Here is a 26,909-nt window from a genome sequence, read left to right on the forward strand (position 1 = left end):
GCATGCCGGCCGTCGTGGTGGCGGTCGTCCGGCAGCCGATGCCGGGACCTTCGGCCCTGCAGATGCGCCCCACTCGCCGGTCGAATGAAAGGGACGGAAACAACTGGCTGAAGGGTCGATCATGAGCGTGCGTGTGGGGATCAACGGATTCGGGCGGATCGGACGCGACTACCTGCGCTGTGTGCTCGAGCGGACGTCGAGCGGCATCGAGGTGGTCGCGATCAACGACATCGCGGCACCGGCGACCTTGGCGCATCTGCTGCGCTACGACTCGACGTACGGGCCGCTGAAGGAGGAGGTCGGCCACTCGGACGACTCGATCACCGTCGGCGGTCGCACTCTGCGGGCGACCGCCGAGCGTGATCCGGCCCGGCTCGACTGGGCCGGCGCGGGCGTCGACATCGTGATCGAGTCGACCGGCAGGTTCCGCACCCGGGAGGCCGCCGGCGCGCACCTGACCGCCGGGGCGCGCAAGGTGATCCTATCGGTCCCCGGCAAGGACGTCGACACGACCCTCGTGCTCGGCGTGAACGAGGACGACTACGACCCGGCGGCCCATCACGTGATCTCGAACGCGTCGTGTACGACGAACTGTGTCGCGCCGATGGTGTCGGTGCTGCACCGGGCCTTCGGGATCGAGCGTGGGTTGATGACCACGATCCACAGCTACACCAACGACCAGGTGCTGCTGGACTCGCCGCACAAGGATCTACGGCGCGGTCGTTCCGGCGCCACGAACCTGATCCCGACCAGTACTGGCGCGGCCCGGGCGGTCGGCCTGGTCATCCCGGAGTTGGCCGGGAAGATCGACGGTGTCGCGGTGCGGGTCCCGGTCGAGGACGGCTCGCTGACCGACCTGACGGTGGAGCTGTCCGAGGGTGTGACGGTCGATCAGGTCAACCGGGCCTTCGCGGACGCGGCGGCCGGGCCGCTGAAGGGGATCCTGCGCTACACCACGGATCCGATCGTGTCCCGCGACATCATCGGCGACCCGTCGTCGTGCATCTTCGACGCGCAGCTGACGCAGGTCCAGGACCACCTGGTCAAGGTCTTCGGCTGGTACGACAACGAGTGGGGCTACACCAGCCGCCTGGTCGACCTGACCGAGCTGGTGGCCGGGGCGCTGGGGCAGGAGGAGTCATGAACGGCGAGCGGGTCGTGTGGCTGCACGGCGACGCGGATCCGGGGCAGGTCGGGGTGAAGAACGCCCGGCTGGCCGAGCTGACGAACGAGGGGATCCGGATTCCCGAGGGCTTCGCGGTGACCGCCGCGGCGTACCAGGAGTTCGTGCGCGAAGGCCATCTGGGACCGGTGATCGCGCAGGAGCTCCGCAGGTACCGGGCCGGGCGGGACCTGGTCGTGGTCGCCGCGGCGATCCGCACCGCCTTCCGGAACACCTCGTTGCCGCCGGCCCTGGCCGACGAGATCCTCGCCGGCTACGAGGAGCTGGGCGGCGACGGGACCGAGGTCGCGGTGCGCAGCAGCCCGATCGACACGCAGGACGAGGTGGCTGACGAGACCTTCCTGCACCTACGCAGCGGAGCGGATGTGCTGGCCGCGTGCCGGCGCTGCTTCGCCTCGCTCTTCAGCGCCGTTGCTGTCGGCAACCGTGAGCACCGGGGCCCGGATCACCTGATGGCCGCCATGCCGGTCACTGTGCAACGAATGGTGCGCGCGGACCTGGGGAGCTCCGGCACGGTCCGCGGTGAGAACACGTTCGTGCGGATCCGCGCAGCCTGGGGTCTGGGCGAGCCGGCCGCCGACGATGCCGATCAGTACTCCGTCCATGCCGGCGCGCGCCCGATGATCGTGAGACACCGCGGCGCCAAGCGGACGAAGACCGTGTACGCCGGACCGCGGGGCACACGAGTGGTGACGACCACCCCGCACGAGCGCTCCGGTCTGGTGCTGACCGACGACGAGCTCAAGGAGCTCGCGCGCTGGTCGGTCGCCGCCGACCGGCACTTCAAGCGTCCGATGGAGCTCGACTGGGCCAAGGACGGGTGTTCCGGCGACCTGTACCTGGTCGAGGTCCACCGGCGGGCGATGCCCGCGGTGACCATCGACGCAGCTGCCCGGCCCGTTGCGGCCCGTGAAGCCGGGTGACCTGATGTTCGAGACAAGGATCCACGGCCGGGGCGGCCAAGGCGTGGTGACGACGGCCGAGCTGTTGTCCGTCGCGGCGTTCACCGACGGGCGGCAGGCGCAGGCGTTCCCGACCTTCGGGTCGGAGCGGACCGGCGCGCCGGTGGTCGGTTTCTGCCGGATCGACGACCGGCCGATCCGGACCCACGAACCGGTGGCGCAGCCGGATGCGGTGATCATCCAGGATGCCAGTCTGGTGCACCAGTCGGATGTGTTCGGCGGACTCGGCGCCGACGGATACCTCCTGATCAATACCTCCTGGTCGCTCGCCGAGCTCGGCCTGGACTCGTTCGTTCGGCGATTCAGGCCGGAGCGGGTGATGACGATCCCCGCGACCGACCTCGCCCTGACCCACCTCGGCCGTCCGTTGCCGGGGGCCGTACTGCTGGGCGCCTTCGCCGCGCTGACCGGGCAGGTCCAGCTCGGATCGGTCATCACGGTCGTCCAGGACCGCTTCTCCGGCTCCGTTGCCGCTGGCAACGTGGCCGCCGTCCGCGACGCCTACGACCTGGCGTACCGCCAACTCGAGGAGGCATCCCGTGCTCACACAGATTGAAGGTTCGCGCGGGGTGGCCGAGGCCGTCGCCCGCTGCCGGCCGGAGGTGATCTGTGCGTATCCGATCTCCCCGCAGACGCACATCGTCGAGGCACTCAGCGTGCTGGTCGCCTCCGGTGCGCTGACGCCGTGCGAGTTCGTCAACGTGGAGTCGGAGTTCGCCGCGATGTCTGTTGCCATCGGGGCGTCCGCAACGGGCGCCCGCGCGTACACCGCGACCGCGAGCCAGGGCCTGCTCTACATGGCGGAGGCGCTCTACAACGCCTCCGGGCTCGGTCTGCCGATCGTGATGACGGTCGCCAACCGTGCGATCGGTGCCCCGATCAACATCTGGAACGACCACAGCGACTCCATGTCCCAGCGCGACTCCGGCTGGATCCAGCTGTATGCCGAGAGCAACCAGGAGGCGCTCGACCTGCACATCCAGGCATTCCGGATCGCCGAGGCGCTGTCGCTGCCGGTGATGGTCTGCATGGACGGATTCGTCCTCACGCACGCGGTCGAACGCATCGACCTGCCGGGTCAGGAGCCGGTGGACGCCTTCCTGCCACCGTACGAGCCGCACCAGCTGCTGGATCCGGACGAGCCGGTGTCGATCGGCGCGATGGTAGGTCCGGACGCGTTCACGGAGGTCCGCTACCTGGCGCATGCCAAGCACCTGCGGGCGCTCGAGGTGATTCCGCAGGTGGCGAACGATTTCGCCGCGACCTTCGGGCGGGATTCCGGTGGTCTGGTCCGGGACTACCGCTGCGCGGACGCGGAGACCGTGGTCGTCGCCCTCGGCTCGGTCCTGGGGACGGTGAAGGACACCGTGGACGAGCTCCGCGACGAGGGCGTGAGCATCGGTGTGCTGGGCGTGACCTCGTTCCGGCCGTTCCCGTTCGACGCCGTGCGTACGGCGCTGCGCGGGGTGCGGCGGGTCGTCGTACTGGAGCGGGCGCTGGCGGTCGGCATGGGCGGCATCGTGGCGGCCGACGTACGGACGGCCTGGTCCGGTGAGCCGTGCACGGTGATCGCCGGTCTCGGCGGTCGTCCGGTCACGAAGAAGTCGCTGCGGGCGTTGTTCGCCGACGCGGTCGCGGACCGGCTCGAGCCGCTGACGTTCCTGGATCTGAAGCGTGACCTGGTCGAGCGCGAACTGCGCCGTACAGGCTGAGAGGAAACACCATGCCCGTACAACGGATCAAGTACTACCAGACCGGCAGCTTCGCGGTGGGCAACCGCCTGCTCGACCTGGATCAACGGTCGGTGCAGGCCGACACCCACCGGACGAACTCGCTGAACTCGGGACACCGCGCCTGCCAGGGGTGTGGGGAGGCACTGGGCGCCCGCTACGTGCTCGACGCGGTCATGCGTGCCACCGGCAACCAGATGGTGGCGGTGAACTCGACCGGCTGCCTGGAGGTCTTCTCCACCCCGTTCCCCGAGTCCTCGTGGCGGATTCCCTGGTTGCACTCGCTCTTCGGCAACGCACCTGCCGTGGCGACCGGTGTGGCGGCCGCGCTCAAGGCGAAGGGCCGGACCGACGTACGCGTCGTCGGTCAAGGTGGTGACGGAGGAACGGTCGACATCGGTCTGGCCTGCTTGTCCGGCATGTTCGAGCGCAACGACGACGTGCTGTTCATCTGCTACGACAACGGCGGCTACATGAACACCGGCGTCCAGCGGTCAGGTGCGACGCCGCACGGTGCCGCGACCACGACGACCCCTGCGGGCAATTCGTTCGGTCAGGGCAAGAACCTGCCGGAGATCGCGATGGCGCACCGCATCCCGTACGTCGCCACCGCGACCGTCGCGGATCTGCGCGACCTCGAATACAAGGCGAGTCGTGCGATGGAGTTCCACGGTGCGCGCTACCTGCACGTGCTGGTGCCGTGCCCGCTGGGCTGGCGGACAGCCTCCGACGAGACGATCCGCATCGCCCGACTGGCCACGGAGACCGGCATCTTCCCGGTCTTCGAGGCGGTCGACGGTGTGGTGTCCGACGCGACGAAGATCCGCAGGCTCCTACCGGTCACCGACTACCTGCGGCCGCAAGGACGCTTCGCGCACTTGTTCGGAGACACCCCGCGCGAGGACCTGATCAACAGGATCCAGGCCGAGGCGGACCGCAACATCCGCATCTTCGGCCTGACCGAACCGGACGAGGTGAGTTAGATGCCCGAGGCCGACAAGCACGGACCGTTGCCGTTCGCCATCACCCTGGACGTGGGATCGAGCCTGGCGAACAAGACCGGCTCCTGGCGGACCGAGCAGCCGGTGTACCTCGACCGGATGCCACCGTGCAACGACGCGTGCCCGGCCGGCGAGAACGTCCAGGAATGGCTGTCGCACGCCGAGGAGGGCCACTACGAGGCTGCCTGGCGGCAGATCATGGTCGACAACCCGTTCCCCGCGGTGATGGGCCGGGTCTGCTACCGGCCCTGTGAGACCGCGTGCAACCGCGCCACCTTGGACGAGCCGGTCGGTATCAACTCGGTCGAGCGGTTCCTGGGTGACGAAGCGATCAAGCAGGGCTGGTCGATCGCGGTCGAGGCGCCGTCCAGTGGCAAGCGGGTGCTGGTCGTGGGCGCAGGTCCGTCCGGACTGTCCGCGGCGTACCACCTGGCGTTGCGGGGCCACGAGGTCACGATCCGGGACGACTCGCCGGACGCCGGGGGCATGATGCGCTACGGCATCCCGTCGTACCGGCTGCCGCGGGCCGTGGTGGACGCCGAGATCCAGCGGATCGCCGACCTCGGCGTACGGCTCGAGCTGAGCACGCCGGTCACCGATCTGACCGCGGAGCTCGCCGGGTTCGACGCCGTCTTCCTGGCTGTCGGGGCGCACGTCGGCCGTCGTGCCGACATTCCGGCCGGCGACTCGGCACGCATCGTCGACGCGGTGTCGCTCCTGGCAGACCTGGAGAAGGGCGAGCAACCACTGCTCGGCCGCCGCGTCGCGGTGTACGGCGGCGGCAACACCGCGATGGACGTCGCGCGCACGGCGCGCCGGCTCGGGGCCAGTGATGCGGTGGTGGTCTACCGGCGTACGCGCGACCGGATGCCCGCTCACGACATCGAGGTTCAGGAGGCGCTCGAGGAAGGTGTCCGGATGCGCTGGCTGTCGACGATCGTCTACGCCGGCGAGGACCGGGTGCGGATCGAGAAGATGCGGCTGGACGAGACCGGCTTCCCGCAGCCGACCGGTGAGTTCGAGGAACTCGGTGCGGACTCGGTGGTGCTCGCGCTCGGCCAGCAGGCGGAGCTCTCCCTCGTCCGGGATCTCGACGACGTGCGGATCACCGACGGTGTGGTCGAAGTCGACGCCCGGATGATGACCGGCCACACCGGGCTGTTCGCCGGCGGCGACATGGTCCCGGGTGAGCGCACGGTCACGGTTGCCGTCGGCCACGGTAAGCAGGCCGCCCGGAACATCGATGCCTGGTTGCGGAGCACGACGTACGATCACCCGGACCGCCCCGAACTCGCGACCTACGACCGGCTGAACACGTGGTACTACGCGGACGCGGCGGCGACGATGCGGCCCCAGCTGGATGTCGCGCGGCGGATCTCGACCTTCGACGAGGTGACCGGTGGACTGACCGCCGAGAACGCGCTCTTCGAGGCGAGACGGTGCCTGTCCTGCGGCAACTGCCTCGAGTGCGACAACTGCTTCGGCGTCTGCCCGGACAACGCGATCATCAAGCTCGGCCCCGGCAAGGGCTACGAGATCGACCTGGACTTCTGCAAGGGCTGCGGCCTCTGCGCCGCCGAATGCCCCAGCGGAGCCATCACGATGATCCGCGACCGCTTCTGACGCTCCGTGGCCTCGCGGTCCGAGATGTGACGAGCAGGTCCGTCAGGCTCTCGCCAGGGGGCCGTTCGGCCCTGCCCGCCGTTGCTGCGGGAGTGAAGAGTGAAGGTATGAGGCGATCGACTGACTACCGGCCGCTCGGGCCGGAACTGATCGACCGCTGGGTGGGCGACGGGCTGATCACCGAGGCTCAGGCCCAGCGGATGCGCGCCGACCTCGCCCTGGTGCCGGCGCAGCGGGCGCCTGTCCAGCCGGTGCCGTCTGCTGACGCGCCGATCGTTGCCCGGCCGTCGCACGACCGGACCTCGCTGATGATCGAGGCGCTCGCCTACCTCGGTGGTGTGATCGTTCTGGTCGCCGGCGTACTTCTCGCCGCGCAGTACTGGGGGGTGTTGTCAGACGTCGCTCAACTCGGTGTGGTCGGTGGATCAGCGGCGCTCCTCCTGACGGCCGGGCTGGCTGTGCCGCGTCACCTGGGAGCCACGAGTGTTCGCCTTCGGTCTGTGCTCTGGCTGCTCGCAACAGCAGCCTCCGCGGCGTTCCTGGCTTTGCTCGCCGAGCTCGTTCTCGGGTTGCGCGGCGATGACATCCTGCTCGTCTCCAGCTGGGGAGCAGCCGCGCTTGCGGCCGTCCTCTGGTGGCGGCTACGGATCTTCGCGCAGCAGGCCATGTTCTTCATCGCCTTGACAGTTGCCGCGGCCGCGGCGGTTGCGCAGGCGACCGACGGCTCGAACATCCTCGGACTGCCGGTCTGGGCGCTTGGCGTGGTGTGGTTCCTGCTCGGCTGGCGCGGCCTGCTGAAGCCTCGGCGTCTGGTCTTCGCTGCCAGCGCGGTGGGCACGCTCGTCGGGGCGGCCATCACGCTCCCCACCGATGCCGGCATGGTGCTCGCGCTGTGCACCGTCGCGGCGATCGTTGTCCTGGCCGTGCTGTTCCGCGATCTGCTGCTCCTCGGGGTCGGCGCCCTTGGTGCGCTCAACATCCTGCCGTCGGTGATCACCGAGTGGTTCCCGGGCGAGCTCGCGCCACCGCTGGTACTGCTGGGAGTCGGCGGGGTGCTGGTCGCGGCAGCTGTCCTCACAGCCACCAGGGGGAGGCCATGAATGGCCCGGGGACGCGCGCCCGTTGGGCGATCGCGGTAGCGAGCCTGGCGATCATCGCGCTCGCAGTCCTGACGGTCGTCGTACTGCACGACGTCGACGAGCCGACCGGCACGACTCCGGTGCCCGGCGCCACTGTCACGCAGCCCGTTCCGACCGTGACGGTGACCAGGACGCCGTCGTCCAGTCCAACGACCACCGTCCCGAACCGCCGGATCTTCCGTTACCAGGCGTTGTGGCCGTTCACCTCGGAGGCCCGCGCGGCCGAGTGGCAGGAGGCGTACCGCAGCAGCGGCTCGCAGCCTTGGCACCTCGATCCCGCACTCACCGCGCTGTCCTTCACCCGTGGGTTCCTGGGGTTCGACGAGATCGATCTGGTCGTGTCGCGATCCGTTCGCGGTGATGATGCCTTCGTGTCAGTGGGCTATCGAGCCGACAAGAACCCGCCATCCGTCGCGGCCGTTGTCCACCTCGCCCGGCTGGGCCAGGGCGACGACGCGCCGTGGGAGGTCGTCGGAACGCGGGACTCCAGCCTGACGCTGACCCAGCCGCGCTACGGTGCGGTGGCGCCGTCGCCGCTGGTGGTCGGTGGGCGGATCACCGGTGTCGACGAGGCCATCCGCGTCGACGTGCGGCAGGCGTCGTCGGCTGATCCGCTCGGCACTTTCTGTTGTGTCGCGGCGGGCGGCGAGAACCAGCCGTGGTCTGCACGCGTGACGTTCCGGGCCGCGACCGATCCGGTCCTGGTGATCGCGGCCTCGACGGGAGGTCACTACCAGGGTGTCGAGGCCTTCGCCGTCACGGCGATCCGCCTGGCCGACTGAGCGTCGTCGTAGGTCCCGCGGATGCGGGCCGGACGGCTCTGCCGAGGCGGGGCCGGCCGGACGAGATTGGAAGTGAGCCGGGACAGGGGGTCCCACGGCTCGACCGGGAGGTGGATCGTCATGCAGACGCGAGCGTCCTTGAGTGAGCTCGGGTTGACCACGGGAAAGAAGACGCGGCTGCGGCGGATCCTGTTCGACCACGGGTTGCGGAACGGCACGGCGTTGTTGCTGCCGTACGACCAGGGGCTCGAGCACGGGCCGCGGGACTTCTTCGCGAATCCGCAGGCCTCCGATCCGGCGTACATCGTCAAGCTGGCGATCACGGGCGAGTTCAACGGGATCGTGCTCCAGATAGGGCTGGCGGAGAAGTTCTTCTGGGACTACGCCGGTGAGATCCCGCTGATCCTCAAGCTGAACGGCAAGACCGACATCCCGTCGGACGGCGCGGCCCTGTCGCCGGTGCACGCGAGTGTCGAGGACGCGGTGCGGCTCGGTGCCGACGCGGTCGGATACACCCTGTACGTCGGCTCGCCCGCGCAGGAGGCGGACTTCGCGCAGTACCGGCGGATCCGGACCGACGCCGAGCGGCTCGGGATGCCGTTGATCGTGTGGGCGTACCCACGCGGAGCGGCGATCGAGGCGAAGGGCGGCAAGGACTCGTTCTACGCGGTCGACTACGCCGCCCGGGTTGCGAGTGAGCTCGGCGCCGACGTGGTGAAGGTGAACTTCCCGCATCCGGACAAGCGCGACAACGTCAAACCGCCCTACGAGGAGATCTTCACCCCACAGCAGGCGATCGACGCGGTGGTGCGGTCCGCGAACCGCACGCTGGTCCTCGTGTCCGGCGGATCGAAGGCGGGCGACGACGCGATGTACCGCAAGGCCGAGCAGGCGATGGACGCCGGTGGCCTGGGCCTGATCTTCGGCCGGAACGTCTGGCAGCGCGGCTACGACGAATCGCTGGGCTTCGTCGACGGGCTGAAGGAAATCCTCGTCCAGCACCCGAGTCACTGAGGCGAACAGTCCGATGAACAAATACATCTCGGTGATAGGCCGGCACAAGGAGTCGTGATGCGCCACCTGTTGACAGTTGCCGACGTGATGACGACCGACGTCGTCACCGTCGCTGAGGACACGACGTTCAAGGCAGTCGCCGCAACTTTGGCGGAACACCACATCAGTGCCGTCCCGGTGCGCAGTGCGTACGGCGGCGTGGCCGGCGTCGTCTCCGAGACGGACCTGCTGCGCAAGGAGGAATTCCAGCGGTCCAGCAAGCGCTGGTTCCATCGGAAGGCCCGAATCAAGGCCGGCGCGTTGACAGCCGGAGTGCTGATGACCAGCCCCGCGGTCACCGTGGACGGCGGCTGCACGCTGGACGAGGCCGCGCGGCTGATGGTAGCCCGCCGGATCACTCGCCTGGTCGTGATGAACGGTGACGAGCTCACCGGCATCGTGACGCGCTCGGATCTGCTCAGCGCCTTCCTCGCGCCTGACCGGGAGATTCTTGCCCGGGTACGGCGTGACGTCGTCGACCGCGGTCTGTGGGACGACCCGTTCGCCGTCCAGGTGACCGTGCGCGAAGGCGTGGTTCATCTCGTCGGCCAGGTCGCGAAGCGCAGCACCGTCGCGTTCGCCGAGACACTCATCGCGGGCGTCGACGGTGTCGTCGGTGTCAGCAACGATCTGACCTGGGCGTTCGACGACACCGCCCCCGCCGCCGGCACAGCCGGCCCGTTCTACTAGGAGCGCGGGCCGGTGACCGCGACAGAATGCCGGCGACGGGGCTGACCAGCGACCCGCGGGAGCCGGCCGATCGGTTGTTCCGCGATCTGCGCACGACACCGGACGGCCTGACGGAGCGGGAGGCACGGCGCCGGTTGGAGGCCTACGGGCCGAACGAACTCACCCGGCGACCGGGTAGTGGCTGGGTGGGTGAGCTGGTCCGGCAGCTCACCCACCCGCTGGCCTTGTTGCTGTGGCTCGCGGCCGTGCTCGCGGCGATCGGAGGTACGGGCGTCCTCGCGGCGGCGATCGTCGTCGTGATCCTGCTGAACGCCGGCCTCGCGTTCGCGCAGGAGCGCCAGGCAGAGCGCGCGGTGGAGGCGCTGGCGGCCTATCTGCCCGTTCAGACGTCGGTGGTCCGCGATGGGGTCACCAAGAGCCTCGAGGCGCGCACCCTGGTGCCGGGTGACGTCGTTGTGCTTGCCGAGGGCAACCGGATCTCCGCGGACGTCCGGCTGGTGACCGGGGCGGTCGAGATCGACAACTCGACGCTGACCGGCGAGTCGGTGCCGGTGATCCGCTCGGCCGAGCTGACCGACGTGTCGGGCAATCTTCTGGATGCCGGTGATCTCGTGTTCAGCGGCACGAACTGCACGGCGGGAGAAGCGCGTGGGGTCGTGTTCGCGACCGGGATGCACACCGAGCTGGGCCGGATCGCCGCCATGTCGCAGCGGGTCACCCGGGAGGACAGCCCGCTGGAGCGGCAGGTCAAGCGGGTGGCGTGGCTGATCGCCGCGGTCGCGATCGGCGCGGGGGTGTTCTTCCTGCTCCTCGGGGTGACCGTCGCCGGCCTGTCGTTGCCGGACGCACTCAACTTCGCCATCGGCCTGCTGGTGGCGAACGTCCCGGAGGGGCTGCTCCCGACGATCACGCTGGCCCTGGCGGTCGGCGTACGGATCCTGGCTCGGGCCGGTGCGGTGGTGAAGCGGCTGTCCGCGGTGGAGACGCTCGGCTCGACGACCGTGATCTGCACTGACAAGACCGGCACGCTGACGCAGAACCGGATGCACGTGACAGACGTGTGGACACCGTCGGGTCCGGTCGCCCTGCAACCGGGCAGCGCAGTCGAGGTCCGGCGGCTGGCCGAGGCGCTTGCCCTGTGTTCCAACGCTTCCCACGCTTCGACGGGTGCTGACAGCGGCGACCCGACCGAAGTCGGCCTGCTGCGGGCGGCGGCCGAGCTCGGTGCCGAGGTGGATCTCGAGTCGCGGGCGTCGCGGCGGATCGCGCAGTTCGCGTTCGATCCAGCGGTGCGGTTGATGTCGACCGTCGACCGTGACGGCGACACGGTGGCCGTTCATGTGAAGGGCGCGCCCGAGGAGGTGCTGGCCCGGTCGACGTCCTTCGTGACCGCGTCCGGGACCGAAGCCCTGACCGATGCTTCCCGGGACGAGTTCGCCCGGACGTTCGCGGGGTTCGAAGGCCGCGGTCTGCGGCTGATCGGCGTCGCGGACCGTGCTGTCGATCCGGCCGCCGTGCCGTCGGCACGGGCCGCGGCAGAACGCGACCTGGTGTTCCTGGGGGTCGTGGCGATGCTCGATCCGCCGCGGCCCGAGGTGGCCGCCGCCGTACGGCGTTGTCAGGCGGCCGGCATCCGGCTGATCGTCGTCACCGGGGACAACGGCCTGACCGCGGCCGAGATCGCGCGCCAGGTCGGTATCACCCATGACGGTGTGACGGTCGTGACCGGCGCTGAGCTGGATCTGATGAGCGAGGCCGAGCTGGACCGCCTGCTCGAGGCGGGCAAGGAGTTGGTCTTCGCCCGCAGTTCCCCCGAGGCGAAGCTGCGGATCGCGGATGCGCTGCGGGCTCGGGGCCACGTGGTCGCGATGACGGGAGACGGCGTGAACGACGCGCCCGCGCTGCGCCGGGCGGACATCGGCGTCGCGATGGGTGCCTCCGGCACCGATGTCGCGCGGGAGGCGGCCACGATGGTGCTGACCGACGACAACTTCGCCAGCATCGTCACCGCGGTGGAGTCGGGCCGCCGGGTGTACGACAACGTCCGGAAGTTCATCGTCTACATCTTCGCCCACGCGACTCCGGAGGTCGTCCCGTTCCTGATCTACGCCCTGTCCGGTGGCCGGGTCCCGCTGCCACTGACGGTGCTGCAGATCTTGGCGATCGACCTCGGCACCGAGACGCTCCCGGCCCTCGCCCTCGGACGTGAGCCCGCCGAGCCCGGACTGATGGATCGCCCACCGCGACGCCGCAACGACAGCGTGATCAACGCGACGATGCTGGCCCGAGCCTGGGGGCTCCTGGGCGGCCTGTCGGCACTGCTCGTGGTCGGAGGCTTCCTCTGGACTCTGCTGGCCGGCGGCTGGCGCCCCGGCGACCCGACCGGCACCGGCGATCCCTTCCACCACCTCTGGCTGCAGGCGACCACGATGTCGTTCCTCGGGATCGTCGCCTGCCAGGTCGGCACCGCTTTCGCGGCCCGGACCCAGTACGCGTCACTGCGATCGATCGGCGTCCTGTCGAACCACCTTCTCCTCTGGGGCATCCTCTTCGAGATCGTCTTCGCGGCAGCGATCATCGCCGTACCACCGTTGGCGTCGATCTTCGGCATGGCCGTCCCACCGGCGCCCTACCTGCTGCCGCTGCTCGCCTTCCCCGTCGTCGTCTGGGGCACGGACGAACTCTGGCGCCTGATCCGGCGCCGGCGGCACCGGCGGGCTGTTCGGTGAGCGTTGCGTCGTACCGTTGCGGCATGGTGTCGAGGCGGAGCTGGGTCGAGCAGATCATGGGTCTGCCGATCAGCGTGCTCGCCCGCGGTGATGAGGCGGGGTCGGCACGGGCGGACGCGGCGGTGCGGGAGGTCTTCGCGGAGCTGGTCGAGGCCGATCGGGTGTTCTCGCCGTACAAGCCCGACAGCGCGGTCAGTCTGCTGGCGCGCGGGGAGGTGGGTTGGGACGACGTGGATCCGGTGGTGCGTGAGGTGGCCGGGCGGTGCGATCGCGCCCGTCACCTGACCGGAGGGCTGTTCGATCCGGAGCAGCCCGGTGGCGGATGGGATCCGTCGGGGCTGGTGAAGGGCTGGGCGGTCGAGCGGGCCGGCGAACGCTTGCGGGGCGTCCCCGACCTGGACTGGTGCCTGAACGCCGGAGGCGACGTGCTGGTGCTGTGCCCGAGCAACCGTCCGTTCACGGTCGGGATCCAGGACCCGCGCGATCCCGGGCGGGTGGTGGCAGGTGTGGCCCGGACCGGTGGAGCGGTGGCGACGAGTGGAACCGCGGCCAGAGGCGCGCACTTGTACAACCCATCGACCGGGAGACCGGTGATGTCCCGATGGCTGTCGGTGTCGGTGACCGGCCCGTCGCTGGAGTACGCCGATGTCCTCGCGACCGCGGCGTTCGTGGCGGGAGAGGAATGGCCGGCGGTGCTCGACGCGCTGCCCGGCTACGACGGCCTGGGCATCGTTGCCGACGGAACCCTGTTCGCGACACCCGGCTGGCCCACGGGTGGGTCGACGGCAGAATGACCGCGATGAATCGGATCCTGCTGATCGAGGACGATGCCGATCTGGCCGGACTGCTCGACCGGGTGCTCGCCGACGAGGGGTACGCCGTGACGCTCGCGGGCGATGGCCAGACCGGACTGCACCTGGCGTTGACGCGGTCGTTCGAGGCGATGATCGTCGACCGTGGCTTGCCTGCTGTGGAAGGTCTGGACTTGATTGCCAGGCTGCGTAGCCGCGGGGTCGTCACGCCGATCCTCGTGCTGTCGGCGCGGAATCGCACCGAGGACCGCGTCGAAGGACTGGACGCCGGTGCCGAGGACTACCTGGCGAAGCCGTTCGAGCTCACCGAACTGCTGGCCCGGCTGAGAGCCCTGCTGCGACGCCACCTCGATCACGCCGGTCACCTGGCCATCCCGGGCGGTTCGCTGGATCTCGCCAGCCGCACAGTACGGCGATCGGGCGGAGGCACGGTGGAACTGTCCGAGCGGGAGGCGGCCTTGCTGGCTCTCCTGGCGGCGAGGCCGGGCGTCGTCTTCAGTCGTGGTGACCTTCTCGATCGGGTCTTCGACGACGCCGGGTCGGAGACCGTGGTGGACACCTACGTCCACTACTGCCGCCGGAAACTCGGCCGTGGAGTGATCAGTACGGTGCGCGGCCTCGGCTACCGGTTGGGCAGTTCATGAGCGGACGGCCGATCGGTGACGAGGTCCTCGTCCGCAGAGCCGCTCGCGGCGTCGCCGTCCAGGTCGCGGCTCTGGTCGCGGTGGCGATGCTGGTTCTGATCGCTCTCGTCACGATTGTCGTCGTTCGCGGTCAAGCGGGTGCAGGCGACGATCTGCTCCGGTCGGCCGTCGCGACGGCCGATGACGTCGGCGATCCTCCGGCCGGTGCGTGGCTGGCCATGACCGGCCCAGCCGGTACGACGGTCACACCGGGGCTCCCGGACGACCTTCTCCCCGAGCTCGCCGAGATGCGTAGCAGTGCTACCGGACAGGTCAGGCTGACCACGGTGGAGAACGACGAAGGTGAGTACCGCATCGCCACCGGGATCATCAAGGGCAAGCCGGTACAGGCCGTGCTCGATCTGGCGACGGCGCATCAGGAGCGAGCCCGTCTGCTGCAGGCGATGGGGTTCGCGTCCGCCCTCGGCCTGGTGTTCGCCGGGCTGGTCGGAGTTCTCATCGGCCGTCGGGCGGTCCGTCCGTTGGCCCAGGCGCTCACCCTGCAGCGGGCGTTCGTGGCCGATGCGGGTCACGAGCTGCGCACACCGCTGACTTTGCTGAGCACACGGGCCCAGGTCCTCGACCGTGCGCTCCGGCGCGCTGATTCGAGCAACGAGGTACTGCGTGATTCCGACGGTGTCGTGCAGGACGCCAAGCGGCTTGGAGCGGTCGTCGACGACCTGCTCGCGGCCGCCGACCCACGCGCGGCCGAGGATCATGAACCAGTCGACCTCGGCCGGCTCGCCGAGACCGTCGCGGACAGCGCGGCAGCCCATGCCGAGCAGGCCGGCGTACGGCTGCGCTCGTACGGGGATGGCGGCGGCCTGCTGGTCCTCGGATCGGCCAGCGCCATCCGGCGCGCGACGATCGCGCTGGTCGACAACGCGATCGACCACACACCACCCGACGGCGAGGTGCGGATCGCCGTACGACGGCAGCGGCGGGAGGTGATCCTCGCGGTCAGCGACACCGGCCCGGGGATCGGTCCGGAGGAAGCGCAGCGGGTCCTGCGCAGGTTCGCCACGGGCGGACATCGCGCGGGACGCGCACACTACGGCCTCGGTCTCGCGCTCACCCACGATGTCGCGAACCGTCATGGTGGCCAGCTACGGCTGGCACCCAGCGAGGTCGGCGCGACGTTCGAGCTGGTCCTGCCGGCGATCGAGGAAACCGGTCCAAGGAAGGCCTAAGAATCCGCGGGCATCGTCGGAGCATGACGAACCGCGGTCCCGCGCAGGCGACGAGCCGGCATCGCAGTGCGCAGCTGCGGCGGCGGACTTCTCGTACGCCGGTCTGGTGGCGCGACGTGATCGGTGCCCTGAGCTGGGGCAGCGTGCTGGTGGTCGTCGTCTTGTGGTTGTCGGGACGTGGTGTCCAGGTGCTCGCCTCCGGGCCGGCCGATCTGCTGACGTCGCTCGGCCGGTTGTCCGGTCTGGTGGCCGCGGACTTGTTGCTGGTGCAGGTGTTCCTGATGGCCCGGGTGCCGATGATCGAGCGCAGCTACGGTCAGGACGAACTGGTCCGCAGACACCGGCTGGTCGGCTTCTGGTCGTTCAACCTGCTGATGGTCCACGTCGGACTCGTTCTCGGGGGCTACACGCTGCGCGATCACAACAATCTGGTGCGTGAGACGTGGGACGTCGTCACGACGTACGGCGGAATGCTGCTCGCGGTCGCGGGAAGCCTCGCGTTGACCGTTGTCGTCGTCACGTCGGTCCGGGTCGCTCGCCGGGCGTTGCGGTACGAGTCGTGGCACCTGTTGCACCTGTACGCGTATCTCGGGGTCGGGCTGTCCGTGCCGCACGAGATCTGGACGGGCGCGGACTTCACGACGTCGCGGGTCGCGCGGCTGTACTGGTGGTCGGCGTACGCCGTGGCGCTCGCCGCGATCCTGCTCTTCCGCGTTGCCCTGCCGCTGTGGCGAACGCTCCGGCACGGACTGACGGTTCGCGAAGTGATCCGCGAGGGCCCCGGCGTCGTGACGGTGTTGCTGGCCGGCCGCGGCCTGCACCGGATGCCGGTCCGGGCCGGTCAGTACTTCGTCTTCCGGTTCCTCGACGGCCCGGGATGGTCGCGGGGAAACCCCTACTCGTTGTCTGCCTCGCCGGCTCCGGATCGCCTGCGGGTGACTGCCAAGGCGGCCGGTGACGGAAGCCGACGGCTGGCCCGGCTGCGCCCTGGCACCAAGGTCGTGATCGAAGGCCCGTACGGCCGGCTCACCGGTGAGCGGCGGGTCACCGGCAAGGTCGCGATGTTTGCCTGCGGCATCGGCATCACCCCGCTTCGGGCCCTGCTGGAAGAACTCGCCTATGAGCCGGGCGACGCGATCCTCGTCTATCGGGCGCACGACGCCGACGACGTGGTGTTCCACGGCGAGCTCGAGCAACTGGCTCGCCTGCGCGGGATCACCGTGCATTACCTGCTCGGCCGACGGATCCGCAACCGGCGGTCCTGGCTGCCGGAGAGCGCCGCGGCGTGGACCGACGAGGACGCGATGCGGCACCTCGTCCCCGGCATCAGCGGGTACGACGTCTACGTCTGCGGACCTGATCCCTGGATGGACGCGGTGTGCGCGACGACCGCCCGGATCGGTCTTCCGCCGGGCCAGCTTCATCAGGAGCGGTTCTCGTGGTGAGAGGAGTACGCCCGTGAGGCGCGGTACCAAACTGGTCATGTCGGCGACGACCGTGCTGGCCGTCGGCCTGGCTCTGCGGGCGAGCGCGCAACCGCACCAGACGGCCGGCGTGGTGTCGTCGGTTCAGGTCGAGCGACCCAGGCAGGTGCCTACTCGCCCGACCCCGCGCGCATCGGCTCAGCCAAGCCGCCCGAGGTCCGTGCCGGTGACTGTCGCCGGTGTTGTGGTCCAGACGGAGTACGGGCCGGTGCAGGTCGGGATCAGCGTGCGGAACGGGCGGATCACCCGAGCTCACGCGCTCGCGAAGCCCGGTGGCGACGGGCAGACCGACGCGATCAACAGCTACGCCGTGCCACAGCTGGACAAGGAGACGCTCGCTGCTCAGAGCGCGCGGATCGACACCGTGTCCGGAGCCACCTTCACCTCCGACGGGTACCGGCAGTCGCTGCAGTCGGCCCTCGACCTGGCTCATCGCGACGGTGCGCGATGACGAGCCACGCGGCGCGGCTGCGGCGCAATGCGGCGGTCGTCGGAGCCACCGGAGTCCTGCTCGGTCTGCTCTTCCTGTATCCGACGAGCACGAACCGGACCGACTCGCCGACAGCCATCACAGCCAAGCCCGGGGTTGTCAGCACTGGACCGGCGAGCGGCGGACTGACTGTCAACGGCACCTCAGCCGGCACACGCTACGGCCCGGTGCAGGTTCGCATCACAATCCGTTCGCAGCGCCTGGTCGCCGTGACCCCACTCGTGTATCCGTCGTCCGGAGGACGAGACCGGGAGATCAGTGCGTTCGCGCTCCCGCAGCTCGAGCGGGAGGCGATCGCCGCCCAGAGCGCGCAGATCGACACCGTGTCGGGTGCGACGTTCACCTCGGACGGATACCGCCGCTCGCTGCAGTCCGCCCTCGACGCGGCTCACCTGCAGGGCTGATGCCGTCCAAGAAAGCACCAAGAACAGTCTGCCAGCGTGGCGACTCCAGATCAGAGCAACCTGAAGGAACCTGATGCACACCATCAACGGGCTGCCCGCCCACGTGCTCCTTGTCCACGCCATCGTCGTACTGCTTCCGTTGTCGGCGGCGTTGCTCGCACTGACCGCGATCTGGCCGGCCGCCAGACGCCGATTGGCCGGTCCGAACGCGATCCTGGCGGTGCTGGTCGTCGTACTGGTACCGATCACGACGAGCGCGGGAGAGTTCCTCGAACACAACCTCGAGCCGAACTCCCTGATCCGTCGCCACGCGGAACTCGGTGACACCGCCATCTACGCCGCCGTGGCGGTCGCTGTTCTGGCCCTGATCGTCTGGTGGCGGCAACGGGAAGGCAGCGGCGCGGCGTCGGCGAAGCGTGCCTATCTCGCCCCGGCCTCGAGCACCGTGACGGCGGTCGTGACGGTGGTCGCGTTCCTGGTCGCGGGGGCGGCGGTCTACGACGTGGTCAGGATCGGCGACTCCGGCGCCAAGGCGAGCTGGACCGGCTGGGCGCAGGGTTCGTGAGACCTCGTCGCCGACGATCCAGCCGGCCTTCGCCGGCCTGCCGCGGCAGCGGAACGCCTGCTACCGGAGCTGATGTCATCACGCGCCCCTGTCACCTGCCGTGGGCGGTGGAGATGTCGCGGCCGTCGAGGGCGGGGAGGGCGAGGGCGACGAGAGCGGCTGTTCCGGCGAGGAGCCAGAGGTAGCTGAGTTGGAGTCCGGCGCCGAGTGGGCCGGCGTGGAAGGCCTGGTGGATGGGGGAGTAGGGCTGCCAGGACTCGAAGCGCGGCAGGACGAGACCGATCGCGTAGACGAAGTAGGCGGCGGTGGCGGCGGCCGCGGCGATGCCGATCGCGGTGGAACGGCGTCCGGTCAGTGCACCGGCGGCAAGGGCCAGTACGCCGTACTCCGTGCCCAGCAACGTGATCGCGAGTGCACCACTCGCGGCCGCCGGTGCGCTGATGCCGAGGCCGAAGATCAAGCTGCCGAGCGTCGTTGCGGCGAACAACGCGAACCCGAGGATCGTGATCGACAGGGCCAGAGCGAGTGCCTTGTCGAGGACGATCCGGAAGCCGGAGACGGGCGTGACGAGCAGCAGTTCGAGGGTTCCGCGCTCTTCTTCGCCGGCCAAGGCGCGGGCGCCGTGGCCGATGCCGTAGACCAGGAAGAGTCCGGGCAGCATCAGCGTGAAGAGCTCGGCGTTGAGGAAGCCGGCGCCGGTGGTCATCGCTTCGAGGTCGAAGAGCTTGCGCAGTTCCTCGGGGAACGACTGATACAGCTCGGTCAGGTTCGGCGTGTCGCGGACCGATGGCCACAGGGCGCTCTCGAGGAGCACGAGTGTCGCGATCGCGATCGACCATCCGATCAGTCCGCGGCGGGCGTCGTACATCGACTTCAGGAAGACGGTGCGGAACATGCTGTTCACTCCTGGCCGGTGTAGTAGTCGAGGAATGCGGACTCCAGGTCGGCCTCGTGGCTGACGACGTTGGTGACGCCGTACGGCGCGACCGTCTTGATCAGCTCCGCGGTCGACCCAGTGACGACGACGTGTGCGGTTCGGCCGTCGATGGTCAGCTGCTGCACACCGGCCACGGCGTGGATGCGGTCGGCTGGCGGGGTAGTGGCGAAGGTGAGGTCCAGCCGGCGGCGGGCGCTGTCTCTCAACGCCTGGACGGATTGTGTGGTCACCAGTCGGCCGGCCCGGAGGATGGCGACGGTGTCGGCGATGGCGTCGACCTCGGAGAGGACGTGCGAGGAGAGGAAGACGGTGCGCCCGGCGTCCCGGGTCTCGCGGAGCAGGTCGCGGAACTCGCGCTGCATGAGCGGGTCGAGCCCGCTCGTGGGCTCGTCGAGGATGAGCAGGTCCGGCTCGTGCATGAACGCCTGGACGATGCCGACCTTCTGCCGGTTGCCGCGGGACAACATGCCGATCCGTACGCCGAGGTCGAGGTCGAACCGCTTGGCCAGGAGCTCGATCCGGCCGTGGTCGACCCCGCCGTACAGGTGGGCGAAGTAGTCGAGGTACTGCGCGCCGGTCAGATCGGGGTAGGCGACGAAGTCTCCGGGCAGGTAGCCGATCCGCCGCTGGATCACGTCGTACTGGTCGTTCGCGTCGAACCCGAAGACGACCGCCGACCCGGATGTCGGCCGGATCAGCCCGGCCAGCAGACGAATGGTGGTGGTCTTGCCGGCTCCGTTCGGTCCGAGATATCCGAGGATGACGCCGGCCGGGACGTCCAGGTCCAGGTTGTCGAGCGCGGTCCGGTGGCCGTACCGCTTGGTCAGTCGCCGGGCTTTGATGACGGTGTCCATGGCAACGAATCCTCAGGCGTGGTGGATGACGGCGACCGGGCAGTGCGAGTGGTGCAGCAGCCCACGGGCCACCGATCCCAGCCGCAGCTCGGAGAACGCGGTGTGGCCGAGTCCTCCGACGACGATCAGGTCGGCGAGCTCGGACTCGTGCGCGAGCACCCGGACCGGATGGTCGGCGACGGCACGCTGCTGGACGGCCACCTCGGGGTACTTGCCCGTCCACTCGTCGAGGGTTCGCGTAAGGAGTTCGTCGGCCGGGCCGACCCAGAGTGGCCGGCTGGGGTCGGTCCAGACGTTGGGATCGGGATAGCTCTCGCGCAGCTCGACGGCGTGGACTCCGCGGAGCGCGGCGTCGGTCGCGTCGGCCAGTTCGAAGGCGAAGCGCAGCGCGTCCCGGCTTTCGAGTGAGCCGTCGACTCCGACCACGATGCGCCGATGGGGAGGAGCCGTCGGGTCCCAGGTGTCGGGTACGACGATCAGCGGCACGTCGGTGCTGAGCGCCGTACAGGCCTGGGATGTCGATCCGAGCACGAGTTCGGCGAAGCCACCCATGCCGCGGCGGCCGACGACGAGGGCCTGGGCGCTCGCGGACAGCTCGAGCAGAACCTTGGCCGGGTGGCCGTGGCGGACCTCCAACGACGCGGAGGTGAATCCGATCCGCCCGAGCTCCTGCAGTGCGTCCTCCAGCACCTCGCTGCCATCATCCGGTTCGATCGGTGGAGTGCTCGCAGGCTGCTGCGGGCGATCATCCATGACGTAGACGGCGTGCAACGGCGAGTGGTGGAGGGTGGCGTACGACGCTGCCCAGTCGAGCGCGATCAGGCCGTCGCGCGATCCGTCGATCCCGACGAGTACAGGCGTTTCGGCTGACATGGGGATCACCTCCCGGTCGTACTCCCGCAGTTCCAGTCAAGCCGTCGGCGGCTGCTGCCGGGAGGGCCGAAGGTCCCGCCCGGAGGTGTAGTTCGGCCGCAGCCGGGGCGGCCGGGGATGGCCATCGTCGGAGGTGGAAGTTCTCGCCAGAGGGAGGTCTGTGATGAAGGCATTGGTCTACAACGGTCCGGGGCAGCGGAGCTGGCACGAGGTGCCGGACCCGGTAATCCAGGACCCTGAGGACGCGATCGTGCGGGTCGACGCGGTGACGATCTGCGGGACCGATCTGCACATCCTGAAGGGCGATGTGCCGACGGTGCAGCCGGGCCGGATCCTGGGTCACGAGGCGGTCGGCACGGTGACCGCTGTCGGCGGCGGCGTGCGTGGTGTGGCGATCGGTGACCGGGTGCTGATCTCGTGCATCACGGCGTGCGGCCGGTGCGAGTACTGCCGGCAGGGTCACTATGGCCAGTGCCTGGGTGGTGGCGGGTGGATCCTGGGTCACCTGATCGACGGCACCCAGGCCGAGCAGGTCCGGGTGCCGTTCGCGGATCGGTCCGTGTACAAGCTGCCGGACAACGTGACCGATGAGCAGGCGGTGCTGCTGGCCGACATCTTGCCGACGTCGTACGAGGTCGGCGTACTCAATGGCGGGGTCTCGCCGGGGGACACGGTCGTGATCGTGGGGGCCGGTCCGATCGGGCTGGCGGCCATTGCCACCAGCAAGCTGTTCAGCCCGTCGCGGATCGTCGTGGTCGACGCCGCCGACTCGCGGCGCAAGGCCGCGCTGGAGCGGGGCGCGGATGTCGCGCTCGGCCCGGACGAGGACGTGGTGGCGCGGGTGCGCGAGCTGACCGGCGGGCTCGGCGCCGAGGTGGCGATCGAGGCGGTCGGGATCCCGGCCACGTTCGAGCTGTGCGCGCGTGTCGTCCGGCCCGGCGGCAGGGTCGCGAACGTCGGGGTGCACGGTGCGCCGGCGACGCTGCATCTGGAGGATCTGTGGATCAAGAACGTCACCATCACCACGGGTCTGGTGGACACGTTCTCGACCCCACGGCTGTTGTCGATGCTCGCGGCCGGGCGGTTGGAGCTGCCCGGGCTGATCACTCACCGGTTCGGCCTCGACGAGATGCAGGACGCGTACGACGTCTTCTCGCGGCCCGCGGACACCGGCGCGTTGAAGGTCGCGCTGTTCACCGAAGCCGGGATCGCCTAGGAGAAACCAAGCCGTGGTCCGCGACCCAGGTCGCGGACCACGGCTGTTTGTCCAGCTCAGACGGTGGCCACGGACCTGCTGAGCGGCTGGACGACCTCGATGTGTCTCCGGCTGGGGTCGAAGGTCGGCAGGTCGTGATAGACCTCCCAGCTGTCGCCGTTGGGCTCAGCACGCGCGGACTCTAGCCAGGTGTCGATGTCCTGATAGGTCAGAGCGATCTTCTCGTCCGGGCCGGTGTGCCACGCGACCAGGACCGGACCCGGCGGAAGTTCCGACGGCTCGACGCGGCCGGCGGTCCTGATCGGTGTGGGTACCGGGACTCCGGCCTCGACGCCGATGAGGTCGTGACGCAACCGGTGCCATCGGGCGTAGGGATAGCCAGACGGCGGGACGCCGCGGTGATGCAGGTAGGTGGCGACTTCCGCACAGGCGCGCGGTATCCAGTCCATCAGCTGCTCCGGCGCCAGGATGGCTCGCCGAACGGCGGTCGGCTGTGCTGCGAGCGTTCTGGTCTGCGTCATGACGTGATCACCGGACGATGGCGATGGGGCACTTGGTGTGGTGCAGGACGCTTTGGCCGACGGAGCCGAGCAGGAGGCCGGTGAATCCTCCGCGGCCGCGGGAGCCGACGACGATCAGGTCGGCGGATTCGGTGCGGCGGGTCAGGGCGTGGGCGGCGGAGCCGCTGGCCAGTTCGGTGGTCCATCGCACGTCGGGATGGTCGGCGGCGGCGCCGGCGACGGATTCGGCGACGAGCAGCCGGGCTTCGTCTTGGATCTTGTCCTCGTCGAACTGGAGCATGGAGGCGCCGTCGGCGTAGGTGAGGAACGGCGAGGTCCAGGCGTGGATCGCGACCAGGTCGGCGTGCATGGCCTCGGCCTGGTCGAAGGCGAATTCGATCGCCTGGGCGGAGGCTTTGGATCCGTCGACGCCGACGACGACGGTTGGTCCTTGGTGGGCGTGGGGTCGTGGGTCGTGCGGGATGACGACGGCCGGGCAGAGGGCGTGGGTGGTGACCTGGGAGGCGACGGAGCCGACCATGAGTCCGCTCCAGCCGCCGAGGCCTCGTGATCCCACGACGACGAGCCGGGCGTGTTCGGCTTCGTCGAGCAGTGCTTTGACGGCGCCGCCGCCGACCAGGCTGGTCTCGACCGGGAGTCCGGGATGCTGCAGGCGGACGGTCTCGGCGACTGCTTCGAGTCCTTTCTGCCGGGCGGTCCGCAGGGCGTCGAGCGGGACGACGTGTCCGGGGGTGGGGCGCGAGACGATGACGAGTTCGAACGCTTCGACGATCCGCAGCGGTGCCATCTGCCGGCTGGCTTCGGCGGCGGCCCAGCGCAGCGCGTCCTGGCTGCCCGGAGAACCGTCGTATCCGACCACGATCGGACTGGGTTGTGTCGACATGATCAACCTTCCTTGGGTTTCTGAACCACTGGTCGAAGGAACCGCGGGGTGCTGCGGGTCCGGGTCGTTCGTCGGTAAGGCGTTCATCTGGCATCCGTTCTCGCCGGCGCGCAGGAGCGGCCGAAGCGCATCAGTGTCTGGTTCAGGCAGGTCGCCTGGATGTCGTGCTTGGCAGCTGTGAGCAGCACACGCTGGCGGGCGATGCCCAGCCGGAGGTGGTCGGGGCTGTCGTCGCGATCAGTGCTGAGCACTGCCCGCGGTACGGACGAGACGGGAAGCCAGTCGAGCCTCGCGTCCTCGATCTCGGCTGCCCGCGCCAGAGCGATTCGGAGGGGTTCGTCGGGAATGCCCGGAGGCCGGGTCAGATGACGCGAGAGAATCGCGCCGTACAGCTGACGCAACTCCTGATCGGGTGCGCCGGTGTACTCGACGACGATCCGTGCGACGAGGTCGGGATCGTACGGGTACGGGCAGAGACTCACCCAACTGTCGAAGCTGAGTGAAGCCGCGGCGCAGCGCAGGTTGAAGACGGCAGCGCCCGCCGAGATGCGCGCGGCGCGCGCGGTCGGATCCGCCGCCGGCAGGAGGTGCGCACCATCGAGGTAGACGTCGATCAGGTGCCCGTTCACCTCGATTCGCCACTGCGGCGCGATGTGCACGAGCTGCGCGGCGCCGGCTGCGTGGAGCAGGACACCGAGGGTTTCGGTCGTCAGCTGATCGGTCAGCATCGGCACCTCCTCGGCCATCGACTGCCTCCGGTCTCAGCGTGCGCCGGAGGCCGAGCGCGTCCCAGCGGCAGACGTCCCGGATCGGGGGGCCGTTCGGCTTGTGGTGGTGAGGTGAGAACGGCCCTGACCGCGGCGCGGGCGAGATCCGACGATCGAAGTGTCCGAATCGAGTGAAAGGAACGCATCATGACCACCACGCCGAACCGGCGCCACCTGCCGGCACCCGCGATGGAGCCGGACGGCGATCAGCTCCCGATCATCACGCCGATGGCCGGCCGCGCACTCGCCGTACTGCGGATCGTGTACGGGCTCACCTTCTTGTGGGCCTTCTTCGACAAGTTGTTCGGCCTCGGTTACGCGACCCCGTCCGGCAAGGGCTGGATCGATGGTGGCGACCCGACCGCCGGGTTCCTGGGCAAGGGCACCGACGGGCCGCTGGCCGACTTCTACCAGTCGCTGGTCGGTGACTGGTGGGTCACTCCGCTGTTCATGATCGGTCTGGCCGGGATCGGTGTGGCGTTGACCCTGGGTATCGGGATGCGGATCGCGGCCGGTGCCGGCGCGCTGCTGTACGTGTTGATGTGGTCGGCGTACCTGCCGCCGGACAACAACCCGGTGCTGGACGACCACATCGTCGGCGCCATCACGGTCGTCGTCCTCGCGCTGGTTGCTGCGGGCAACGTGTGGGGTCTGGGTAAGTGGTGGAGCAGCCTGGACTTCGTCCGCAAGTACCCCTGGCTGCGGTGAGCACCACTGTCAGCGACGTCCAGAAGTACCTCGATGAGAACCCCCGGCTCGCTCGACCACGAGGCCGATCTCGTGGTCGGGCCGCCGGCCGGACCCTGGCCGAACCCGCGGCCAGGAACCTCGAGCCGTGACGGAGATAGTCCGCAAGTCGAAAGTCCTCCGCATCTCGGTCCATCCGGCGTAGGCGGAGGGCCTGCGTGGCCCTGCTGAAGCCGCGGAAGGGGCGGCAGGCTCGAAGTGAGGGAAAGGTGAGACAGCGATGAGCACTTGGACACGGACTGGTCCGGTGGTGGTCGAGGTTGACGGGAGTGCGGAGAATCTGCGGATCGTGGATTATGCGGTCGCGGAGGCGTTGCGGTGTGGTGCGGAGTTGGTGCTGGTGGCGCCGTATTCGGGGCATGGTTCGTTCTCGCCGGTGATGGCGGGGTATTCGCCGAAGGCGCCGGCCGAGTTGGCCGATGACGCGTTGCGGGCGGCGGTGGCGCATATCCGGCATCGCAATGGTTATGCGTTGGCGCTGGCCGCGGTGGCCGGTGAGGGGTCGCGGTTGCGGGTGCTGGCGCATGCGGCGCGGAGGGCGCGGATGCTGGTGGTCGGGCGGACGCGTGGCCGGGGGCCGCAGCGTCTGGTCAACACCCAGGCGAGTCTGACGCTGGCCGGGCGGGCGGGGTGCCCGGTGGTGGTGGTGCCGGCGTCGTGGAAGCCGTCGTTGCTGGGCCGCCGGGTTGCCGTCGGCATTGATGGTACGGCGTTGTCGGCGGAGGCGCTGGAGTTCGCGTTCACCCTGGCGGCCGGCCGCGAGGCGGATCTGGTCGTGGTGCACGCGGGGCTGCCGGCCGAGCATGCCTGGAACGACGACGACCCGGACCACTCCTGGATCAGCCGGGCGGATCAGGTGTTGGCGGAGACGTTGGCGCCGTGGACGAGCCGGTTCCCGGGGGTGCGGGTGACGCGGTTCCTGAGCAGTCGTCCGCCGGCGGCGGCGCTGGTGCATGAGAGTGGCGAGGTGGGGCTGGTCGTGGTCGGGTCGCACGGTGGCCGGTTGCCGGCCGATCCGGTGGCGCGCCGGTCGGTGGCCGCGATGACCTGCCCGGTCGCGATCGTGCCTCATCACTCCGCCACGGAGCGGGTGCAGGTGCGGGAGCATCGGCGGGCGGCCGTGCGGGGCGGGTTCGTTGTGCCGACGTATTGAGAACTGATCGGAGGGATTGATGATGTCCGGGCGTGTTCGTGCACTGGTGGTGTATGAGTCGATGTTCGGGAACACCGAGCGGATCGCGCGGGCGATCCGCGACGGTCTGCGGGAGAGTGTTGCGGCCGAGACCGTGCCGGCGTTCAAAGCGCCTGCTGTCATCCCGGGTGATGTGCGGCTGCTGGTGGTCGGGGGCCCGACGCACGCGTTCTCGATGAGCCGGGTCTCGACCCGGCAGGACGCCACGCGGCAGGGCGAGGTGGTGATGCCGGTCGAGGTCGGCATCCGCGAGTGGCTCCACGCGCTGGCCACGGCTCCCGGCACCGGGCGGCCGAAGCGCCTGGAGGTGGCGACGTTCGATACCCGGATCGCGAAGGTGCGGCGGTTGCCGGGGTCGGCGGCGCGGTCGGCGGCGAAGGTGTTGCGGAGGCTGGGGTT

Annotated in this window: 28 protein-coding genes; 22 read left to right on the top strand and 6 right to left on the bottom strand. The window is 69.5% G+C overall.

Annotated elements, in window-relative coordinates; all coding sequences use genetic code 11:
- Positions 1–121: 121 nt before the first annotated feature.
- The 18 genes from gap (at position 122) to ACZ6O0_RS37065 (ending at position 18,520) form a co-directional block, all read left to right on the top strand.
- On the top strand, positions 122–1,144 hold the full coding sequence (gene gap / locus ACZ6O0_RS36980) for a type I glyceraldehyde-3-phosphate dehydrogenase (RefSeq protein ID WP_465769705.1): 1,023 nt from the start codon (positions 122–124) through the stop codon (positions 1,142–1,144).
- Entirely contained in the window at positions 1,141–2,106 is a 966-nt protein-coding gene (locus ACZ6O0_RS36985) for a PEP/pyruvate-binding domain-containing protein (protein WP_465769706.1), read from the top strand. Before gap ends, ACZ6O0_RS36985 begins: the two co-directional genes overlap by 4 nt.
- 4 nt (positions 2,107–2,110) lie before the next feature.
- The gene (locus ACZ6O0_RS36990; protein WP_465769707.1) at positions 2,111–2,701 is read left to right on the top strand and encodes a 2-oxoacid:acceptor oxidoreductase family protein; all 591 of its coding nucleotides are present in this window, start codon (positions 2,111–2,113) and stop codon (positions 2,699–2,701) included.
- A complete protein-coding gene (locus ACZ6O0_RS36995) occupies positions 2,685–3,857 on the top strand; it encodes a transketolase C-terminal domain-containing protein (protein WP_465769708.1) in 1,173 nt (390 codons plus the stop codon). The genes ACZ6O0_RS36990 and ACZ6O0_RS36995 overlap by 17 nt, the downstream gene beginning before the upstream one ends.
- A gap of 11 nt (positions 3,858–3,868) precedes the next feature.
- Complete coding sequence (locus ACZ6O0_RS37000; protein WP_465769709.1) at positions 3,869–4,858, top strand: thiamine pyrophosphate-dependent enzyme; 990 nt, start codon at positions 3,869–3,871, stop codon at positions 4,856–4,858.
- Positions 4,859–6,499 (top strand): NAD(P)-binding protein, encoded by a 1,641-nt coding sequence (locus ACZ6O0_RS37005; protein WP_465769710.1) that lies wholly within the window; start codon positions 4,859–4,861, stop codon positions 6,497–6,499.
- A gap of 107 nt (positions 6,500–6,606) precedes the next feature.
- Complete coding sequence (locus ACZ6O0_RS37010; RefSeq protein ID WP_465769711.1) at positions 6,607–7,599, top strand: hypothetical protein; 993 nt, start codon at positions 6,607–6,609, stop codon at positions 7,597–7,599.
- Complete coding sequence (locus tag ACZ6O0_RS37015; RefSeq protein ID WP_465769712.1) at positions 7,596–8,420, top strand: hypothetical protein; 825 nt, start codon at positions 7,596–7,598, stop codon at positions 8,418–8,420. The genes ACZ6O0_RS37010 and ACZ6O0_RS37015 overlap by 4 nt, the downstream gene beginning before the upstream one ends.
- Before the next feature lie 120 nt (positions 8,421–8,540).
- Positions 8,541–9,434, top strand: a complete 894-nt coding sequence (locus ACZ6O0_RS37020; RefSeq protein WP_465769713.1) for a class I fructose-bisphosphate aldolase — start codon at positions 8,541–8,543, stop codon at positions 9,432–9,434.
- Positions 9,435–9,491: 57 nt separating this feature from the next.
- On the top strand, positions 9,492–10,163 hold the full coding sequence (locus ACZ6O0_RS37025; RefSeq protein ID WP_465769714.1) for a CBS domain-containing protein: 672 nt from the start codon (positions 9,492–9,494) through the stop codon (positions 10,161–10,163).
- A gap of 26 nt (positions 10,164–10,189) precedes the next feature.
- Entirely contained in the window at positions 10,190–12,892 is a 2,703-nt protein-coding gene (locus ACZ6O0_RS37030) for a cation-translocating P-type ATPase (RefSeq protein WP_465769715.1), read from the top strand.
- Positions 12,893–12,915: 23 nt separating this feature from the next.
- Positions 12,916–13,686, top strand: a complete 771-nt coding sequence (locus ACZ6O0_RS37035; RefSeq protein ID WP_465769716.1) for an FAD:protein FMN transferase — start codon at positions 12,916–12,918, stop codon at positions 13,684–13,686.
- Positions 13,687–13,691: 5 nt separating this feature from the next.
- Complete coding sequence (locus tag ACZ6O0_RS37040) at positions 13,692–14,348, top strand: response regulator transcription factor (protein WP_465769717.1); 657 nt, start codon at positions 13,692–13,694, stop codon at positions 14,346–14,348.
- On the top strand, positions 14,345–15,577 hold the full coding sequence (locus tag ACZ6O0_RS37045) for a sensor histidine kinase (protein ID WP_465769718.1): 1,233 nt from the start codon (positions 14,345–14,347) through the stop codon (positions 15,575–15,577). The genes ACZ6O0_RS37040 and ACZ6O0_RS37045 overlap by 4 nt, the downstream gene beginning before the upstream one ends.
- 23 nt (positions 15,578–15,600) lie before the next feature.
- The gene (locus ACZ6O0_RS37050; RefSeq protein ID WP_465769719.1) at positions 15,601–17,022 is read left to right on the top strand and encodes a ferredoxin reductase family protein; all 1,422 of its coding nucleotides are present in this window, start codon (positions 15,601–15,603) and stop codon (positions 17,020–17,022) included.
- Between the two features lie 205 nt (positions 17,023–17,227).
- Positions 17,228–17,512 (top strand): FMN-binding protein, encoded by a 285-nt coding sequence (locus tag ACZ6O0_RS37055; protein ID WP_465769720.1) that lies wholly within the window; start codon positions 17,228–17,230, stop codon positions 17,510–17,512.
- Entirely contained in the window at positions 17,509–17,955 is a 447-nt protein-coding gene (locus tag ACZ6O0_RS37060) for an FMN-binding protein (protein WP_465769721.1), read from the top strand. Before ACZ6O0_RS37055 ends, ACZ6O0_RS37060 begins: the two co-directional genes overlap by 4 nt.
- 73 nt (positions 17,956–18,028) lie before the next feature.
- Entirely contained in the window at positions 18,029–18,520 is a 492-nt protein-coding gene (locus tag ACZ6O0_RS37065) for a DUF2231 domain-containing protein (RefSeq protein ID WP_465769722.1), read from the top strand.
- A gap of 91 nt (positions 18,521–18,611) precedes the next feature.
- Here the strand turns inward: ACZ6O0_RS37065 and ACZ6O0_RS37070 are convergent, their stop codons facing one another.
- The 3 genes from ACZ6O0_RS37070 to ACZ6O0_RS37080 are packed head-to-tail and all read right to left on the bottom strand — an operon-like array spanning position 18,612 to position 21,184.
- The gene (locus tag ACZ6O0_RS37070) at positions 18,612–19,415 is read right to left on the bottom strand and encodes an ABC transporter permease subunit (RefSeq protein ID WP_465769723.1); all 804 of its coding nucleotides are present in this window, start codon (positions 19,413–19,415) and stop codon (positions 18,612–18,614) included.
- 5 nt (positions 19,416–19,420) lie between these two features.
- Positions 19,421–20,311: an ABC transporter ATP-binding protein gene (locus ACZ6O0_RS37075; RefSeq protein WP_465769724.1), complete on the bottom strand. Its 891-nt coding sequence runs from the start codon at positions 20,309–20,311 to the stop codon at positions 19,421–19,423.
- A 12-nt stretch (positions 20,312–20,323) separates the two neighbouring features.
- Entirely contained in the window at positions 20,324–21,184 is an 861-nt protein-coding gene (locus tag ACZ6O0_RS37080; protein ID WP_465769725.1) for a universal stress protein, read from the bottom strand.
- Positions 21,185–21,347: 163 nt separating this feature from the next.
- On the opposite strand from ACZ6O0_RS37080, the gene ACZ6O0_RS37085 reads away from it, so the two are divergent.
- Entirely contained in the window at positions 21,348–22,400 is a 1,053-nt protein-coding gene (locus ACZ6O0_RS37085; protein ID WP_465769726.1) for a zinc-dependent alcohol dehydrogenase family protein, read from the top strand.
- Between the two features lie 56 nt (positions 22,401–22,456).
- Here the strand turns inward: ACZ6O0_RS37085 and ACZ6O0_RS37090 are convergent, their stop codons facing one another.
- From ACZ6O0_RS37090 to ACZ6O0_RS37100, 3 genes are all read right to left on the bottom strand, one after another.
- Complete coding sequence (locus ACZ6O0_RS37090) at positions 22,457–22,921, bottom strand: GyrI-like domain-containing protein (RefSeq protein WP_465769727.1); 465 nt, start codon at positions 22,919–22,921, stop codon at positions 22,457–22,459.
- Between the two features lie 7 nt (positions 22,922–22,928).
- Complete coding sequence (locus ACZ6O0_RS37095) at positions 22,929–23,804, bottom strand: universal stress protein (RefSeq protein WP_465769728.1); 876 nt, start codon at positions 23,802–23,804, stop codon at positions 22,929–22,931.
- Positions 23,805–23,887: 83 nt separating this feature from the next.
- Complete coding sequence (locus ACZ6O0_RS37100; RefSeq protein ID WP_465769729.1) at positions 23,888–24,550, bottom strand: hypothetical protein; 663 nt, start codon at positions 24,548–24,550, stop codon at positions 23,888–23,890.
- 168 nt (positions 24,551–24,718) lie between these two features.
- On the opposite strand from ACZ6O0_RS37100, the gene ACZ6O0_RS37105 reads away from it, so the two are divergent.
- The 3 genes from ACZ6O0_RS37105 to ACZ6O0_RS37115 form a co-directional block, all read left to right on the top strand.
- Positions 24,719–25,279 (top strand): hypothetical protein, encoded by a 561-nt coding sequence (locus ACZ6O0_RS37105; protein ID WP_465769730.1) that lies wholly within the window; start codon positions 24,719–24,721, stop codon positions 25,277–25,279.
- Positions 25,280–25,538: 259 nt separating this feature from the next.
- On the top strand, positions 25,539–26,471 hold the full coding sequence (locus tag ACZ6O0_RS37110) for a universal stress protein (protein ID WP_465769731.1): 933 nt from the start codon (positions 25,539–25,541) through the stop codon (positions 26,469–26,471).
- A gap of 22 nt (positions 26,472–26,493) precedes the next feature.
- Positions 26,494–26,909 (top strand): flavodoxin family protein (locus ACZ6O0_RS37115; RefSeq protein ID WP_465769732.1); only part of this gene is annotated, 416 nt, incomplete at its 3' end.

Source organism: Kribbella sp. NPDC048837, assembly GCF_055586945.1.